Source organism: Desulfosarcina widdelii, from assembly GCF_009688965.1.
GTDB lineage: Bacteria > Desulfobacterota > Desulfobacteria > Desulfobacterales > Desulfosarcinaceae > Desulfosarcina > Desulfosarcina widdelii.
The window spans coordinates 5,807,389-5,823,485 of record NZ_AP021875.1 but is presented as its reverse complement, the minus strand read 5'-3'; the positions used below and the strand labels follow the sequence as shown (position 1 = coordinate 5,823,485).

Sequence of the window (16,097 nt, the reverse complement as noted above, 5' to 3'; positions counted from 1 at the left end):
ATTTAAAAGGGGGCTACATATCCGAAAAACGAATGCAGGGTCAATGCAATAAAGGCAGGATCTTGCTTTCAAACGTAAATGTTCACGCGCGTGCCAACCGGTCCGTCAAAGACAAGGGAACCATCACGGGCGTAAGCTGTACCGGTTGCCCGGGATGGCGCAGCGGCATCCAGTTTCACCCCGCCTTGCATTGGCCATGGGGGGGTGGATGCGTCTTCGTATTTGTAAAAAGCGCCGGTATCGGTTCGAACCGGTGGGAAAAAAGGTACCGGTACCAACGCAGCGGATTCAGCCATATTCGTGCTTTCAGCGCATTGGAATCAGATGTCGCAAGAGGTTATGCAATAACCGTACACGATGGCCAACTCATTTATCGACTTATACACCAGTTGTGGCGACAAATCAACTATGCCACAATATGTGGTGCCAACTTAAGTAGCATGCTTCACCGGATAGAAGATTTCCCTTTTATTTTAACGCTTGGGTTCAATTTTGCTGGAAAATATTGCCCCGTTGTCAGACAGTATGCAGTAATAATTGCCGCCGGCCTGTCCGAAACGGTCGGCATTTCATTTTTCTTTATGTTCCGGTGAATGGGGTGGATGCTTGTGTCGAAGATGCATCGACAAGAGGCTAATTTTTCAGGCAGGACGTCATTCGCCCTTTTTGGGCAGATTCGCCGCAGCGTCGTAGGTGATCGTTTTCTGCTCCGGGTAGGATCGCTGCGGTGCCGGCAAACCTTCGGCAGGAGTTGACTGGGACTCCCGGTATTTTTCTCTGGCCGCTTTGGAAATGGTCACCCGATCGACAACACCGAAGGGCACGCTCGTTTCGTCCGAACGCTTCCTGGAGGCTGGGGCCCCTCTGGCGATCCTGGAGATAGGGGTCAGTTTCCGGTCATCTACGATAATGATTGGCGGTTCATCTTGCATGACGATCACGCTGCGAACTCGTTTTTCGTTTTTACTATCCCACCAAAGGGTAACCTGCGGCCTCATAACGCGCCGGTCGTTTATCTTCCTGATGAGGCGATAGCGGTTTTGGCTTCAAACCGCCATTAGCATACATCTTTAGGATAGAAACGTCCACGGGTGTTGCAATTGGGATTGCCTGGGTGGAGATTGGGGGGTTGCAACTGTCAATGAAGATCAATGGTCTTCCCCGGACAGCAAATCGATGCCACCGGGTTGAACTCGAAACCGAAAAAAGGTAGATGAAAACAAAAAATCCGAATGGAGCGATAGCCAAGGAAGAAACCATGCCGTCATTGGATCAACTGCTGAAAGAAAGCGAACGGATCGAACCCGTTCCCCAGGTGGTTCATGAACTGATGGATCTGGTGGAGGACCCCGAGGTCCCGGTCTCCGAAATCACCAATCTGATTCTCTACGAACCTGTGGTCACGGCCAACCTGTTGAAGATAGCCAATTCGGCAGCTTTCGGTTTGAAAAAAAAGGTGAACTCGGTTCACGATGCCGTGGTACGACTGGGGCTGAAGCAGGTCGTTAAAATCGTGCTGATGGCCAGCGTTACCAAGCCGATGAAGTCCGCCCACCAGGGTTATGGACTCGAGGAGGGACGGTTGTGGAAACAGTCTGTCTCCTGCGCCCTGATTGCCAACGCCATCGCCGAAAAGGTAGAAACATCGGAAAAAAATATTGTTTTTACCGCGGCGCTGCTCAAAGACATCGGCGTCATCGTTCTGGACCGATATATGGCGCCGGCCATCGGCAAGATCCGTGAAGTCATTAATGCCGAAGGACTGCACCTGATCGAAGCGGAACGAAGGGTGTTGGGCCTCGATCATGCCGAACTGGGAGGGCGTATCGCCGGCAACTGGAACTTCAGCCAAACCCTGATCCGTGCGATTCAACAGCACCACCTCACCGGCGAGACAACCGACATCTCCGAAACCACGGCCATGATCTACCTGGCCGACAGCCTTTGCTCAATTTCCGGAATCAACGGCGAATTGTTTTGCGGACCGGATACCCATTACAACCGGATTTGTAAGCAACTAGGCCTTTCGGAAACGGATCTGAACCGAATGATGTCCGAATTCTATTCCCGCAAAGATGATATTTACGGCCTGCTGGCCATTTTGTGAACCCACAGGAGTTTTTTTTACCCCATGACCCCCTATGAACTGTCCAAGCTGATTCACATGGAACTTTCTCCCATTGCCCCGAGGCTGTCCGCCGCCATTAACCGCGCCCTGGTGGACATCGGGGAAGGCTCCGTACTGGTCGGACTCGGCCCCGGCACCAACGAAAACGACAATGTCTCTTTCCAAGAGTCCGAGACCATTCATGCCACCGACGCCGATGCCGACAGTGCCCTGGCCAAAATCCGCGCAATGATGTGGAAGCTGGAGGAAAACTCTTCCTGGAAGGTGATCATCGACATGAAAACGAAACGGCCCGGAGAGCCCCTGGATCTGTTGTACACCCTGGTGCGCATAAAAGAGGGACTTTAAAAAGCAATCGCAACGCGAGGATACCAAGGGATGCATTCAAAAGGTGCGGGGCGATCCAAAGGACCGCCCCGCAAGCAGAAGGAGGTGGATGAGAAGAGGAGGTAATACATTCGAGCGGCAATCCCCCGATGTGCCGCTGTATATTTGTTATCGTCCCATTTCCCATTGACTTTAACATTTTTTTAAACGTTGCCCTTTTCTGACCGGCAAATTGCTCCACGACGGTTGAAGATAAACGCTATATCATTTAATCTAACGACTAATGGTCTCGTAAAAAGTCGCTTTTTAACAACCAGAGCGGTCGACACCGGTGTGGTGTGGCCACGATTTCACAAACGAGGAGGAGGAGCGAAATGAAAAAGGTACTCGCAGTAACCCTGACCCTTGCCGTTCTTTTCGGCTTTGGCAGCCTTGCCGGAGCGACGACACTGAAAGTAGGCCTGGATGCCGACCCGGTGTCCCTGGATCCCCACGTTCAGCTTTCCGGGGGTATGCTGCAGTTTTCCCACTGGGTGTTCGAGCCGCTGGTTCGCTATGCCCAGGACATGTCCATCGAACCGCGTCTGGCTACGCGCTGGGAACGCATCGACGATCTGACCATGCGCTTTTACCTGCGTGAAGGGGTCAAGTTCCACAGCGGCAACACCTTTACGGCCAAGGACGTCAAGTTTACCCTGGAGAGGCTGAAAAAAAGCGTGGATTTCAAGGGTCTTTTCGAGTTGTTCACCGAGGCGGCTATTGTCGATGACTACACCATCGACATCAAGACCAAAAAACCCTATGCCCTGCTGCTGAGAATGTGTACTTACATCTTCCCCATGGACAGCGACTTCTACAGCGGTAATGATGACGCCGGCCAGCCCAAGGATGCGATTGTCAAGATCGGCCCCTCCTTTGCGCTGACCAACGAATCCGGTGCAGGTCCCTACACCGTTGCTGAACGGGAACATGGCGTGAAACTGGTTCTCAACCGTTTTGCCGATTACTGGGACAAAACATCTCCGGGCAACGTGGACCAGATTGTCCTGACCCCCATCAAGGAAGATGCCACCCGCGTGGCGGCCCTGCTCTCCGGTGACGTTGACTTCATCTCTCCGGTGCCGCCCCAGGACTTCAAACGCATCGAAAGAGATTCCAAAGTCAACCTGTTCACCTACCCCGGCGGTCGCATCATCACCGTCCAACTCAACCAGAAGCGCCGTCCCGAGTTCCGCGTTAAAAAGGTGCGACAAGCCATCGCGTATGCCATCAACAACGTGGGCATCGTCAAAAAAATCATGAAGGGCACCGCCACCCCCGCCGGCCAGCAGAGCCCCAAGGGCTATGCCGGGTACAATCCCAACTGCACGCCCCGCTACGACCTGAAAAAGGCCAAAGCCTTGATGAAGGAAGCCGGCTTCGCCAACGGCTTTGCCTGCACCATGATCGCCCCCAACAATCGCTACGTCAACGACGAGAAGATCGCCGAAGCCGTGGTGGGCATGCTGGCCAAGATCAACATCAAAGTCAATCTGAAGACCATGCCCAAGGCCCAGTACTGGGATGAGTTCGACGCCCAGGTAGCTGACATCCAGATGATCGGCTGGCACTCGGACACCGAGGATTCCGGAAACTTCTCCGAATTTCTGGTCATGTGCCCCAACAAGGAGACCGGCTACGGACAGTACAACAGCGGCAACTACTGCAACGAAGAAGTCGATCGGCTGACCCTGGCTGCCCAGAGCGAAACCGACCTGGCCAAACGGGCCCAGATGCTGCAAAAAATCGAGCAGATCCTTTACGATGATGCAGCCTTCATCCCCTTTCACTGGCAGAACCACTCCTACGGTGCCAAGAAAAATGTGGATGTTGCCCCGATCATTAACACAATGAATTTCCCCTACTTCGGCGATATCGTGGTGAAATAGACAGCTTGGCAGAGAAAGGCGCCCTTCTGAAAATGTGGGGAGGGCGCTTTCCTATCGCCAAAACCTGCAACAGAGAATTCAGAAGTCAGAATTCAGAAGATGGCCGCGCCTTCGGCGCATCCTTTTTCATTCTGGCTCCTGGCTCCTGAATTCTGACTTCTTGTATCGGGATCCGCACCTATGGTCGCTTTTATTATTCGGCGCGTCACCCAGGCCGTTTTCGTCATGCTGATCATCAGCCTGGTGGGCTTTTCCATCAAAAACCAAATCGGCGATCCGGTCCGGGACATGGTGGGCGAACGGGTCACACCGGCCGAACGTGAGGCCCTGCGGGACAAACTGGGCCTCAACGATCCTTTTCTTACCCAGTACCTGCGATTCGCCAAAAACGCCGCCCAGGGTGATCTGGGCCTCTCCTTTTTCCATAAAAAGCCGGCCCTGGCCGTCATTGCCGGCAAAGCGCCGGCTACCCTGGAACTGGTTTTCGGAGCGGCGCTGATCATCATCTTCATCTCCCTGCCCATCGGCGTTTTCTCAGCCATCTATCCACGCAGCGCATTTTCCCGTTTCACCATGGCGTTTTCCACACTGGGGGTGTCGATTCCGGTATTTCTCACCGCCATTGTCCTGATCTATATCTTTTCGGTGGAACTGAACTGGCTGCCCTCCTACGGCCGCGGGGAAACTGTGGCCATCGGAGGCTGGAACAGCGGCTTCTTTACTGTCGACGGCATCAAACACCTGATCCTGCCCAGTTTTTCTTTGGCCTCCATCATGCTGCCCCTGTTCATCCGTCTAATCCGGTCGGAGATGATGGAAGTGCTGGAGACCGAGTACATCAAGTTCGCCTGGGCCAAGGGGCTGCGGCGCAAACGCATCTGGTTCGTCCATGCTTTCAAGAACACACTTTTGCCGGTCATCACCGTCTTCGGCGTTCAGATCGGTATCATGTTCGCTTTCACGATTCTCACCGAAACCGTCTTTCAATGGCAGGGGATGGGATTCATGTTCCTGGAAGCGGTCGAACGCTCGGACATCTCACTTTTGGTCGCCTACCTGATGGTGGTAGGCGCCGTTTTCGTCGTCGTCAACACCCTGGTGGATATCATCTATGGTCTGGTGAACCCCACCATCCGGATTGCGGGGAGAACATGAACCGAACCTGGCAACGATTCAAGGCATCCTATCTGCTTTACAGCTTCCGGCAGGATAAAACCGCCGTTTTGAGTTTCGTCGTCCTGGCAGTTCTGCTAACCACAGGCCTGCTGGCGCCGCTGATTTCTCCCTACAATCCATACGATCCGACCAATATCGACATCATGAATTCCGAAATGCCGCCGGCATGGATGGAGGAGGGCGAAGGAGCCTTCTGGCTGGGGACGGACATCCAGGGGCGGGATCTGCTCAGCACCATGATCTACGGCCTGCGGCTCTCCATTCTCATCGGCTGCGGTGCGGTAGTCCTGCAAGGACTGCTGGGCGTCGTCGTGGGCCTGCTGGCCGGGTATATCGGCGGAAAAGTCGATGCGGTACTCATGCGCATCGCCGACATCCAGCTCTCCTTTCCCTACCTCATGGTGGCTATTTTCATCAGCGCCATCTTTCAGGTGGCCTTCGGAATCGGCCGTTACGAGGAGCTGGCCGTTCCGCTGTTGATCGTGATCATCGGCCTGGCTGAATGGCCGGTTTACGCCCGGACCGTAAGGGCTTCGGTCATGGGAGAAAAAAGCAAGGAGTATGTGGAGGCGGCCCGGGTCATCGGGCTGAACCGCTGGCGAATCATGTTCCGCCATGTACTGCCCAACACCATGACCTCCGTTCTGGTCATCTCCACCATCCAGGTGGCCAACGCCATCATGAGCGAAGCGGCCCTATCCTTCCTGGGACTGGGCATGCCGGTGACCAAACCCTCCCTGGGATCGCTGATCCGATCCGGATTCGAGTACATCTTCTCCGGCTCCTGGTGGATCACCCTGTTTCCGGGAGCGTTTCTCGTGCTGCTGGTTCTGGTGATCAATCTGCTCGGAGACTGGCTGCGGGATGTACTGAACCCCAAACTGTACAAAGGATGAATACGGTTTTCATGTCTCATCTACTCGAAGTCAAGGATCTCGAAGTCAAATTCGCCCTGCGAACCGGGGATCTGACCGCCATTAACGGCGTCAGCTTCAGTCTTCACAAAGGGCAGCGCATGGGGTTGGTGGGCGAAAGCGGCGCCGGGAAATCGGTGACCGGATTCGCCGTCATCAACCTGATCAGCAAGCCGGGATTCATCTCGGGCGGGCAGGTGATCTTCAACGGCAGGGATCTGGCGGCCCTCTCCGACGAGGCCATGCGGGAAATTCGCGGCAACCAGATCAGCATGATCTTTCAGGATCCCATGATGACCCTCAACCCGGTGCTGACCATCGGCACCCAGATGGTTGAAACCCTGCAGGCCCATCGCCATATCACCCGGGCCGAAGCCGAGGCCATCGCCCTGGAGAAGTTGCAAAAAGTGCAGATCCCTTCCCCGGAAAAGCGCCTGGCGCAGTACCCCCACGAATTTTCCGGAGGCATGCGCCAGCGCATCGTCATCGCCATCGCACTGCTCACCGATCCGGAGATCATCATTGCCGACGAGCCCACCACGGCTTTAGACGTCACAATCCAGGCTGAAATCATGGACCTTCTGCAGCAGTTGTGTGAATCCGAGCGTACCGGACTGATCCTCATCACCCACGACCTGGGCGTTGTTTCCCAAGTCACCGAAACCATCGCCGTGATGTATGCAGGCAAAATCGTAGAATCCGGTTCAACGGAGAAGGTCGTCCGCGAACCCCGCCATCCTTATACGCAAGGATTGATCAAGGCGCTGCCCGGAAGCCTGCAGCCGGGAGCCAAACTGCATCAGATTCCGGGAATGATGCCGACGTTGACCGACATCCCCCCCGGCTGCGCCTTCAACCCGCGCTGTACCTTGAGTCAGCGCATCTGCCGGGAACAGGAACCACCCTTTATCACCATTGACGGGGACGCCTGCAAGGTGGCCTGCCATATGGTACAACCCGACGCCAGCAAGGCAAGCCTATGACGACGCACGAATCCAATCCAACGACACGCAGCGAAGAAGGACTGCTGGCCCTGCATCAGTTGGTCAAACATTTCGACATTTCAGGAGGACTGCTGGATCAGTTGCGGTTCGAAAACGGGCGGCTTACCCGGCATCGCACCACGGTCAAAGCGGTCAACAATGTGAGTTTCACCATCGCCCCCGGAGAAACCTTCAGTGTAGTGGGTGAAAGCGGATGCGGCAAGTCCACCCTGGCCCGGACCACGCTGGGCATCTATCCGCCCAACCGCGGCCAAATTCTCTACCGCGGTGAGCGCATCGACAACAAAAACGCCCAGCAGATGCTGCCCTATCGCCGCAAGATGCAAATGATTTTTCAGGATCCTTACGCATCGCTCAATCCGCGCAAAACCGTCATGCAGACCCTGGAAGAGCCGGTGGTCTTTCACAATCCGTCGATTTCTTCGAACCAGGTGAAAGAACGGGTGGCCGAAGTGATGTCCCAGGTAGGCGTGGACCCCAAATGGGCCGGCCGCTACCCCCACGAATTTTCCGGGGGCCAGCGCCAGCGCATCAGCATCGCCCGAGCCCTGATGGTGGACCCCGAGTTCATTGTTGCCGACGAACCCGTTTCAGCCCTGGACGTCTCCATCCAGGCCCAGATCCTCAATCTGCTCATGGATGCTCAGACCCAGCGCGGCCTCACGTATATGTTCATCACCCATGACCTCTCCGTGGTGCAGCACATCAGCACCCGGGTGGCGGTCATGTATCTGGGCACCCTGTGCGAACTCTCGCCGGCCAGGACTCTGTTCCAAAATCCCCGGCACCCATACACCCAGGCGCTGTTGTCGGCGATCCCCAAATTGGGGCACCGCAAGAGCGATCACATTAAGCTCAAGGGAGAAGTACCCACCCCCATCCATCTGCCCAGCGGGTGCGTCTTTCACGGCCGCTGTGTTCATGCGGACCGGCGCTGTGCCGAGGAACCCCCGAAAACCCGCAGCGTGGAGAACGGGGTTGTCGTCGCCTGTCACGGCGTGGAGGAGGGGCGTTTGTAGCCCCATCGGAACCTCTTCATGGACCGGGTACGTCGGAGGAAAACGGGTCCCCATCGGCAGAACGTCATCTTCTTACAAAACACTGGGCTGAGGCGAACCGATTTCGGAGGAAGCTTTGCCGACCTTGAAAACCACCGTAACCGACTGGCTGACGGCCGGCCAGCACAATCGGTTGGGAAAACATATTGAGCGCAATATCCAACTCGCGGTTCTCTATAGTTTCGTCGGCGTCATCCAATTTCTGCTCTTCGCGATCTTTTTCCTGTTCGCCGGACGCTTTTCCCATGGCATCGCGCTTTTGTTTTTCGCTTTTTTCCTGATCTTCTCCTATGCGTATCTTCGGTTGACAGGGAACCACCGCCGCTATTTCGACATGGTCATTTATATGATGGCGCTGTTCTGCCTGTACATGGTCTGTCTCGGCGGCGCCCACAGCTCCGGGCCTTTGTGGACATTCTTCGTCCCCCTGCTCGCCTCCTACCTTCAGGGACTTCGCAAGGGTGCGATAACGATCGTTACCCTGCTGGCAATGATTCTTCTCATCTTCTACGGACCATGGTCGACATTAGGGATTGCCCAATACCCGAACATTTTCAAAGTACGCTTTCTCGGTGCATTGACCATGGTGTGCCTCATGGCCTTTACCTACGAATACTCCCGGAAGCTGGCCCACCAGGAACTGGTGATGTTGAGCGAAAAACTGGAACAGGCGGCCAAAACCGACGAACTCACCGGACTTTCCAACCGCAGGGACATGAAGGAAAAGCTGCGCTACGAAGCCAGCCGGTCTGCCAGAAGCCAAAAACCGTTCTGCCTGCTATTGGCGGATATCGATGACTTCAAACGCATCAACGATTTTCATGGCCATGACGCCGGGGACCTGGCACTTCAGGCCATATCCCGCAGAATGACGGCATCGCTACGCAAACAGGACGTAATCGCCCGTTGGGGCGGCGAAGAATTTTTGATTTTACTGCCTGAATCCGGCGTCGAGGAAGGGCACACGATTGCCGAGCGTCTGCTGAAAACCATTGCCGGTCAGCCGTTCCACATTCAGGACAATTCGCTGCAAATCTCCCTGAGCATCGGGCTGGCCCGATTCGATCCGGGGAGCGACATGGAAAAAACGATCAGCCGCGCCGACCAGGCGCTTTACCGGGCCAAAAACAGGGGGAAAAAGCGGGTGGAAACAGCGAGCAACGAAGCAGCGTAACCGGAACCGGGCGTTTTAATCGACCGGACGCAATCCCTTTTTGGCATCGGCATCGAAGCGCTTCAACCGCTCCTCCAATTCCTTGAAGCGGTCCTCTCCGGTCAAAGAGACGCAGGCCCGGACACCCTCGGTTCGGCTGCTGCCGGTGGTCTGAAGGGAAATCGCACTGATGCCGTAATAGAGCAGCGCCTCCACAAGACCGACGCCGGTGTAGCCGGGATAGGCCACGGTGAAGTAAAAACCGTCGGCCAGCGGCTGGTCCTCATCTTTGTCATAAACCAGGGAAAAGCCGTTTTCGGTGAACAGACGTTTCATCGTCCGGGCGCGCCGGCCGTATTCTTTAACCGCATCCACGAAATTGTACCTGCCGTCGTTGACCGCCTCCAGCAATTCGGCCAGACCGTACTGGGTGCTGTGACATACGCCGGAACTCAAGGCGTACATCCCTCCGAAGATGTAGGCGTAGCCGAAACGGTCGCTGCCGAACCATGGGGGCAGGCCGTCGCCGGTGGAATCGAACAGCACGTCGCTGATGGCCGTCATGCCGATGCGCTGGCCGGCCAGGCTGAAGGACTTGGAACTGGAGATGAGTAGAATGTAATTGTCCGTGTAGCGGGCCACCGTGGGAATAAACGGCGGCTTTCCCGGCCGGGAGGTATCCTGCCGAAAATCCATTCCGAAATAGGCCAGATCCTCCAGTGCAATCACGTCGTAGCGGCTGCACAATTCACCGATGATGCCCAGCTCCTTTTCCGTAAAACAGATCCAGGAGGGATTGTTGGGATTGGAGTACATCAGGGCCCCGATGCGACCGGTGGACAAAACCGATTCCAGCTTGTCCCGCAGCCGATCACCCCGGAAATCGTAGACATCGAAGCTTTCCCGCGGCAACCCGAGAACCTGGGCCTGTTTCTTGTTTACGGGAAATCCGGGATCAATAAACAAAATAGTGTCCCGCCCTTTGATGCGCCGACCGGCCATCATCATGGATAGAAAACATCCCTGCATGGAACCGACCGTTGGCAGGCAGTGGGCCGGCTGCACATCGACATCCAGAAACAGTTTGACGAACCGGGAAATTTCAGTTTTCAGGCCGGGAATGCCGTCAAAGGGTGGATAGACGGCCCCCACGCCCTTTTTCAGGGCGCGGATCTCCCCTTCCACGGCAATGTCCGGCGGCGGCAGCCCAGGGATGCCCATTTCCATGCGAATGAACCGGGTGTCGGACGCCGCCTCGATTTCGCCGACCAGCCGGTTGAGTTCACGTATGGAAGCCAGACCCACACAGGCCAGCCTGCTGTCACGGATTTTCTCGCGGACGATATCGCCGGAAATCGGAATGTTCATGGTGACTCAACCCCCTCATGATCAACGTTGGCCTATAATAAAAATTGCCATCAATCCATTAAAAGTTGGCCTGAAATGGTAGATTGCTGTTCAGATCAAGGCCGCAGGGGTTTTGAAACCGGAGGCGTAGAGCGCTACGTCGAGGATTTCAAAACCACGAGAACGACGATATGGACAGCAAGATGCCGTTTCAGGCCAACTTTTGGCCTAAACGATGCCCCCCTCGACCAGCGGCTTGCCTTCCAGAATACGCTGGGGGCTGAAAATGGACAGATCCATGGTCGGCGTGGCGCCGGTAATCAGTTCGCTCATATAACGGCCCACGGCCGGTCCCTGCTGCAATCCGTGCCCGGAAAATCCATTGGCCAGATAAAAACCCTTGAGTTCGGGCCACTGGCCGAGAATGGCGTTGCCATCCAGCGTGTTGACCGCATACAGCCCCGCCCAGCCCCGGATCAGCTTGAGCCGCTCGAAAGCCGGTACAAATTCGGCCAACTCCGGCCACATGATCTCCATGAAACGATTCTGATCCCAGGTAAAGTCATAACCCACCGGATCCTCGGCCATGGATTTTCCCATCAGGATCATACCGCCGGTTTCGGTACGGAAGTAAAATCCCGAAGGCAGGATGGTCAACGGCAGCGGCCGATCGGACTTGACCGCTGGATCCACACAGAAGCACTGACGCTTAGTCGGTTCGACGGGCAGGCTTACCCCGGCGGTTTTCGCCAGGTCCGTGCACCAGGCCCCGGCGCAGTTGACCACCACGGAAGCGTTATAGGTTTCTCCCGATTCCGTCTTCAAACCCGTGATCTGTCCGTTGTCCGCCAAAAGTGCGGTTACTGTATCTTCTATGTAATTGGCACCCTGGGCCCTGGCGTTGGCTTTATAGGCCATGAGAACGGCATAGGCATCGAAATGGCCGTCCTGGGCACCGAAAGTGGCGCCGACAATCCCTTCAACCCCTTCCGGCGCATACAACGGATAGTGCTGCTTGACTTCGTCGGGGGTCCACCAGGCGACCTGGCAGCCCAGTTCCTGCTGCATGGCCATGGCCGCTTTGGCATCGGGCACGGCGTCCTCTTTGTAAAGGAAGAGGTTTCCTTCCCGGTGGTAGGCAATACTGGGACGGTTGTCGTTGACCGTCATTTCGTCTTCGAAATGTTCCAGCACATCGAAGGCATACTGGGAAATCTGGACATTCTGTTTCAGGCTGAACTGAATCCTGGCGTTGACCATGGACAGGGTCGTGGAGGCCCGGGTATAGGCCAGGTCCCGCTCGATGACGGCCACTTTCAGTTGGGGGTCCTTCTTGGTCAGGTAATAGGCGGTCGTGGATCCCATAATCCCGCCGCCGACGATAATGACATCGTAAACGGTACTGCTGTCCATGGTACGGGTTCTCCTGTCGATGGTTGTAGCCCGAAAGCAATCAGGCCTGTTTGTAGTTGGGCCCTTCCCCGCCCTCCGGGCAGGTCCAGGTCACGTTGTGAAACGGATCCTTGATGTCGCAGGTCTTGCAGTGCAGGCAATTGGTAAAATTCAGTTTGATTCCTTTGATCCCACTGCCGTCCTTGCGGGTCTCCATTTCATAGACGTCGCCCGGACAAAACCGGGTACAGGGACAGCCATAGGTGGGGTAGCATTTTTCCACGCATACCTTTTGGTCGTGAATACGGATGTGGCTGGGCTGATCCTCCCGGTGAAGGGTGCCGGAGAGGTATACACCGGTGAGTTTGTCAACCATGGCCGGATCGTCTCTTTCGGCAGCGGCTGCCGCCTCATCCGGATTGGATATAGCTGTCTTTTTCTTCAGCGGGCCAAGGGTGGTGGCGTCATCCACCGATGGCAGGCAATCAACCAGGCCTTTTCCCTGGGTGAAATACTGGGCCGCCAGATGGATATATTTAATGGGACCTTTCTTGGCCAGGGCCTGGGCAAAATTGCGCCCTTCCAGAAGCTCCTCGCCGGCCCAGCTATCCTCCAGGCGCGTGGCGTAGCTGCCCAGTGCGTATTTGCCGGTATTGCCGGATTCCAGGGCTTCCATGATGGTTTCGGCGGCCAGCATGCCCGACTTCATGGCCAGGTGAATGCCTTTGATGGCCGGTGTGCTGTGCATGCCCGCGCCGTTGCCGGTAAACAGGGCCCCGTTCACTGCCAGCTTCGGCATGGTGAACCAGCCACCAGTGGATACGGCCCGGGCGCCCTGCTCCACCACCTTGCCGCCGCGGACGATTTTGCGGATCAGGGGGTGGCGCTTGAAGCGCATGAAGGTCTCGTACAGATCCAGCGCCGGGTCTTCATATCCCAGTGCAACCAGAAACCCCAGGGCAATTCGGTTGTTGGCCATCTCGTAGACAAAGCCCCCTCCGGGCGTATCGAAATCCAAGGGAAAGCCCATGGTGTGAATGTCGTTGAAGGCACTGCGGGTAAAAAAATTGTCCTCGGGCAGTTGAATCACTTCCTTGATGCCCGTTTCGAACACCTCGGGCAGGCGGCCGGTGCGGATGGGCAGCTTGCCGGCCAGTTCCTTCATCAGGCTGCCCCTTGCGCCTTCGCCCAGCACGGTCACTTTGGATAGAAGGTCGATGCCCGGTTCGAAATTGGGTTTGGCCTTGCCGTCCTTGTCCAGGCCCTTGTCGCCGGTCCGCACGCCTTTCACCGCCGTACCGTCGTCGGATAGCAGGACTTCTTTTCCGTCGAATCCGGGGAAAATGTTGATCCCCATCTCCTCGGCCTTGCCCCCCAGCCATCGGCATACCTTGGAGAGGCTGACGATGGGAAATCCGCTGTTGTGCATCTGACGGGGCACCATCGGCATCTTGAAACTGCGGCCCTTGGTGAGGAAAAAAAATCCGTCGTCCCGCACGGTTTGCTCCACCGGAAATCCCTGCTTCAGGTAATCCGGAAACAACTCGGCAATGGCAACGGGATTCATCACCGCTCCGCTGATGGCATGGGAGCCGATGGCAGCCCCCTTGTCAATCACGGCCACTTCCAGTTCCTGTCCCTTTTCCGCCGCCAGTTGCATCAGCCGGATGGCACCGGCCAGGTTGGCCGGCCCGCCGCCCACAAAAAGAACATCGAAGTCAATGGTTTCGTGCGTAGTCATGGCGCCCCCTCTTCTTTGAATCAGGTTGTCCGAATTCCGCAAACAGAAGCCCGTAAATGAAGCGATTTCGTTCAGTGAATCTCAGTTAGCCCGATCTTCTGTTAAAAACAAGGGGGAAGCGATGAAAAGGGCGCCAGTCCCCCTGTCAGGCCGCGAAGTCAAAGCACTGTAAAAATATTGGCCCATGGCCATTCAATCCCTTACCGGCAAAATGGCTTTTTCCGGAACTGCACGGAAAAAGCAAGTTCGTATACGTTATAGATTTTTCTTGTATACCAATAGTATTTATAACTGTCAAGCCATAGAATTCAACCGTCTCCCTTACACACATAGGGCTTGTTAAAAAGAATGATCCGTGGTATTTGCAACTTTCGATTACCCGAATCTACAATATTCAAGCCTTTTTCCGAACAAGCCCTGCTCGCTGGAGCGATCAATGATTTTGGGAAGGGGCTTGGCCCATGAAAACCCGGAGTATGCCGACAAACCGGCATGCACAAGGGATGAATTTGCAAGGAGGCGTAACCATGGCAAAAGGCAGCAACAATGCGGCGTGGATACTGGTCGTGATTCTGGCAGTGTGCTTCCAGGTGGTGTTTGTTTTTGCGGATTGCCGGCAGACAGCCACGGGAACGGCCATTGATTTTTCCAAATCTTACTTTCTTTTGGACGACGACCTGGAAAAGTATCTGTGCAGCGATCTGGCCGGGGACGAAGAAATGTCGCCTGCAGCCGCGTACCTGCAGGCCAAAGCCGATGAGGCCAGTGAACGGGGATTTGGCCTGGGCATGGTGCGGCAGACGATTTACCACGTGAAGGCCGAAACCCTGAGCCAGGACGACGAATCCGCCACCATTCACCTGCATGGACTGCGGCGGACCTGCATTCATCCGGTTTTTGCCTACGTGGCCAAATTGTTTCGCATCGGCCAGACGCATGAGTTTGAAGAAACTCTGGAACTGACGAAAGAAGATGGCCGCTGGAAGGTCTGCGGTGCTCCCTATGGCCTGTCTCTGGAAGGCTAATCCATAGGTTGGCGGTTGGGGTCCCGCCGGAAAAGGCCGGCTTTCCTTCTGGCGTCCTGGTTTCAATCGATGATCTGTCTATCGCCGGTTTCACCAATATCGTGAAACCGGCGTTTGTTATTCACCCCTTTTAAGCCCATCCATGGATCCTGTTTATCTGGAAATTAGACGGATCGCGCGCCAAATTGCGGCCCGTCAGCCCCAACCGGACTTTTACATCGATCATCCGGAAGAGGTAAAGGCATCGCAGCATTTCTACCGATCCGATGCCACCATCGTCAGGCTGCGCCGAAAAATGGTCCAATGCCTGGAGGACGATTTCGGCCATGGCATGGGGCATGTGGAAAAGGTGGCCCTGGATGCCGGCGTATTGACCATCGTCGAAAGCCGACTGAAAGGCCTTGGAGAAGAGCAGGCCCGTCGGAATCTACTACTGGCCCAGTGTGCTGGTCTGCTGCACGATATTTGCCGCAAAGAAAAATTCCATGCTGAAAAAGGCGCGCAAAAGGCAGGCGAGATCCTGAAACGCTACCCGCTGTCCGACGATGAAGTCCACCTCGTCTGCATGGCCATCCGCAACCACGAGGCCTTTACGCCCCTAAATGCATCGAGGCCCCGGCCGTCCGGCATGATTTCCGATTGCCTGTACGATGCGGACAAGTTTCGCTGGGGACCGGACAACTTCAACCATACCCTCTGGGACATGGTGGACTATCTGAATCCACCCCTTTCGCGCTTCATGGATCATTACCCCAAAGGGATGGCCATGTTGAAAAAAATCCGGGCCACCTTCCGCTCACAAACCGGCCGTCGGTACGGCCCCCAATTCATCGACATGGGCATTGCCATCGGCGAAGAACTCTACCGGATTATTTTGTCCGATTTTGTCGATCCCACCTGAAAG

The 16,097-nt window shown here is 55.7% G+C and carries 14 protein-coding genes; 10 read left to right on the top strand and 4 right to left on the bottom strand.

Features of this window, described 5'->3' with window-relative positions:
- Positions 1 to 653 precede the first annotated feature (653 nt).
- Positions 654 to 941: a hypothetical protein gene (locus GN111_RS26710; RefSeq protein ID WP_155306668.1), complete on the bottom strand. Its 288-nt coding sequence runs from the start codon at positions 939 to 941 to the stop codon at positions 654 to 656.
- Between the two features lie 317 nt (positions 942 to 1,258).
- Between GN111_RS26710 and GN111_RS26705 the strand changes: the two genes are divergently transcribed.
- From GN111_RS26705 to GN111_RS26670, 8 genes are all read left to right on the top strand, one after another.
- Positions 1,259 to 2,107, top strand: coding sequence for an HDOD domain-containing protein (locus GN111_RS26705; protein WP_170302478.1), 849 nt, complete (start codon positions 1,259 to 1,261; stop codon positions 2,105 to 2,107).
- 24 nt (positions 2,108 to 2,131) lie between these two features.
- Positions 2,132 to 2,476, top strand: a complete 345-nt coding sequence (locus GN111_RS26700) for a hypothetical protein (protein ID WP_155306666.1) — start codon at positions 2,132 to 2,134, stop codon at positions 2,474 to 2,476.
- Between the two features lie 353 nt (positions 2,477 to 2,829).
- Complete coding sequence (locus tag GN111_RS26695) at positions 2,830 to 4,383, top strand: ABC transporter substrate-binding protein (RefSeq protein ID WP_155306665.1); 1,554 nt, start codon at positions 2,830 to 2,832, stop codon at positions 4,381 to 4,383.
- 180 nt (positions 4,384 to 4,563) lie between these two features.
- Entirely contained in the window at positions 4,564 to 5,538 is a 975-nt protein-coding gene (locus GN111_RS26690; protein ID WP_155306664.1) for an ABC transporter permease, read from the top strand.
- Positions 5,535 to 6,455: an ABC transporter permease gene (locus tag GN111_RS26685; RefSeq protein ID WP_155306663.1), complete on the top strand. Its 921-nt coding sequence runs from the start codon at positions 5,535 to 5,537 to the stop codon at positions 6,453 to 6,455. Before GN111_RS26690 ends, GN111_RS26685 begins: the two co-directional genes overlap by 4 nt.
- 11 nt (positions 6,456 to 6,466) lie before the next feature.
- Complete coding sequence (locus GN111_RS26680) at positions 6,467 to 7,456, top strand: ABC transporter ATP-binding protein (protein ID WP_155306662.1); 990 nt, start codon at positions 6,467 to 6,469, stop codon at positions 7,454 to 7,456.
- Positions 7,453 to 8,496: an ABC transporter ATP-binding protein gene (locus GN111_RS26675; RefSeq protein WP_155306661.1), complete on the top strand. Its 1,044-nt coding sequence runs from the start codon at positions 7,453 to 7,455 to the stop codon at positions 8,494 to 8,496. The genes GN111_RS26680 and GN111_RS26675 overlap by 4 nt, the downstream gene beginning before the upstream one ends.
- A 124-nt stretch (positions 8,497 to 8,620) precedes the next feature.
- Positions 8,621 to 9,709: a GGDEF domain-containing protein gene (locus tag GN111_RS26670; protein ID WP_155306660.1), complete on the top strand. Its 1,089-nt coding sequence runs from the start codon at positions 8,621 to 8,623 to the stop codon at positions 9,707 to 9,709.
- Positions 9,710 to 9,724: 15 nt separating this feature from the next.
- On the opposite strand, the gene GN111_RS26665 is transcribed toward GN111_RS26670, so the two are convergent.
- The 3 genes from GN111_RS26665 to GN111_RS26655 form a co-directional block, all read right to left on the bottom strand.
- Entirely contained in the window at positions 9,725 to 11,056 is a 1,332-nt protein-coding gene (locus tag GN111_RS26665) for an aminotransferase class I/II-fold pyridoxal phosphate-dependent enzyme (RefSeq protein ID WP_155306659.1), read from the bottom strand.
- Positions 11,057 to 11,263: 207 nt separating this feature from the next.
- Positions 11,264 to 12,469: an NAD(P)/FAD-dependent oxidoreductase gene (locus GN111_RS26660; protein WP_269433862.1), complete on the bottom strand. Its 1,206-nt coding sequence runs from the start codon at positions 12,467 to 12,469 to the stop codon at positions 11,264 to 11,266.
- Positions 12,470 to 12,488: 19 nt separating this feature from the next.
- Positions 12,489 to 14,168, bottom strand: coding sequence for an electron transfer flavoprotein-ubiquinone oxidoreductase (locus GN111_RS26655; RefSeq protein WP_155306657.1), 1,680 nt, complete (start codon positions 14,166 to 14,168; stop codon positions 12,489 to 12,491).
- Between the two features lie 527 nt (positions 14,169 to 14,695).
- Here GN111_RS26655 and GN111_RS26650 point away from each other — a divergent pair.
- Together GN111_RS26650 and GN111_RS26645 are read left to right on the top strand one after the other, a co-directional pair.
- Positions 14,696 to 15,193 carry a hypothetical protein gene (locus tag GN111_RS26650; RefSeq protein ID WP_155306656.1) on the top strand — a complete coding sequence of 166 codons (498 nt, stop codon included), beginning with the start codon at positions 14,696 to 14,698 and terminating at the stop codon, positions 15,191 to 15,193.
- 142 nt (positions 15,194 to 15,335) lie between these two features.
- Complete coding sequence (locus GN111_RS26645; protein ID WP_155306655.1) at positions 15,336 to 16,094, top strand: HD domain-containing protein; 759 nt, start codon at positions 15,336 to 15,338, stop codon at positions 16,092 to 16,094.
- Positions 16,095 to 16,097 lie beyond the last annotated feature (3 nt).

Excerpts from the sequence above, each read along its gene's own strand:
- GN111_RS26680 (WP_155306662.1), top strand. The coding sequence starts at position 6,467 with ATGTCTCATCTACTCGAAGTCAAGGATCTCGAAGTCAAATTCGCCCTG.
- GN111_RS26665 (WP_155306659.1), bottom strand. The coding sequence starts at position 11,056 with ATGAACATTCCGATTTCCGGCGATATCGTCCGCGAGAAAATCCGTGAC.
- GN111_RS26685 (WP_155306663.1), top strand. The coding sequence starts at position 5,535 with ATGAACCGAACCTGGCAACGATTCAAGGCATCCTATCTGCTTTACAGC.
- GN111_RS26650 (WP_155306656.1), top strand. The coding sequence starts at position 14,696 with ATGGCAAAAGGCAGCAACAATGCGGCGTGGATACTGGTCGTGATTCTG.
- GN111_RS26655 (WP_155306657.1), bottom strand. The coding sequence starts at position 14,168 with ATGACTACGCACGAAACCATTGACTTCGATGTTCTTTTTGTGGGCGGC.
- GN111_RS26645 (WP_155306655.1), top strand. The coding sequence starts at position 15,336 with ATGGATCCTGTTTATCTGGAAATTAGACGGATCGCGCGCCAAATTGCG.
- GN111_RS26690 (WP_155306664.1), top strand. The coding sequence starts at position 4,564 with ATGGTCGCTTTTATTATTCGGCGCGTCACCCAGGCCGTTTTCGTCATG.
- GN111_RS26700 (WP_155306666.1), top strand. The coding sequence starts at position 2,132 with ATGACCCCCTATGAACTGTCCAAGCTGATTCACATGGAACTTTCTCCC.
- GN111_RS26705 (WP_170302478.1), top strand. The coding sequence starts at position 1,259 with ATGCCGTCATTGGATCAACTGCTGAAAGAAAGCGAACGGATCGAACCC.
- GN111_RS26675 (WP_155306661.1), top strand. The coding sequence starts at position 7,453 with ATGACGACGCACGAATCCAATCCAACGACACGCAGCGAAGAAGGACTG.
- GN111_RS26695 (WP_155306665.1), top strand. The coding sequence starts at position 2,830 with ATGAAAAAGGTACTCGCAGTAACCCTGACCCTTGCCGTTCTTTTCGGC.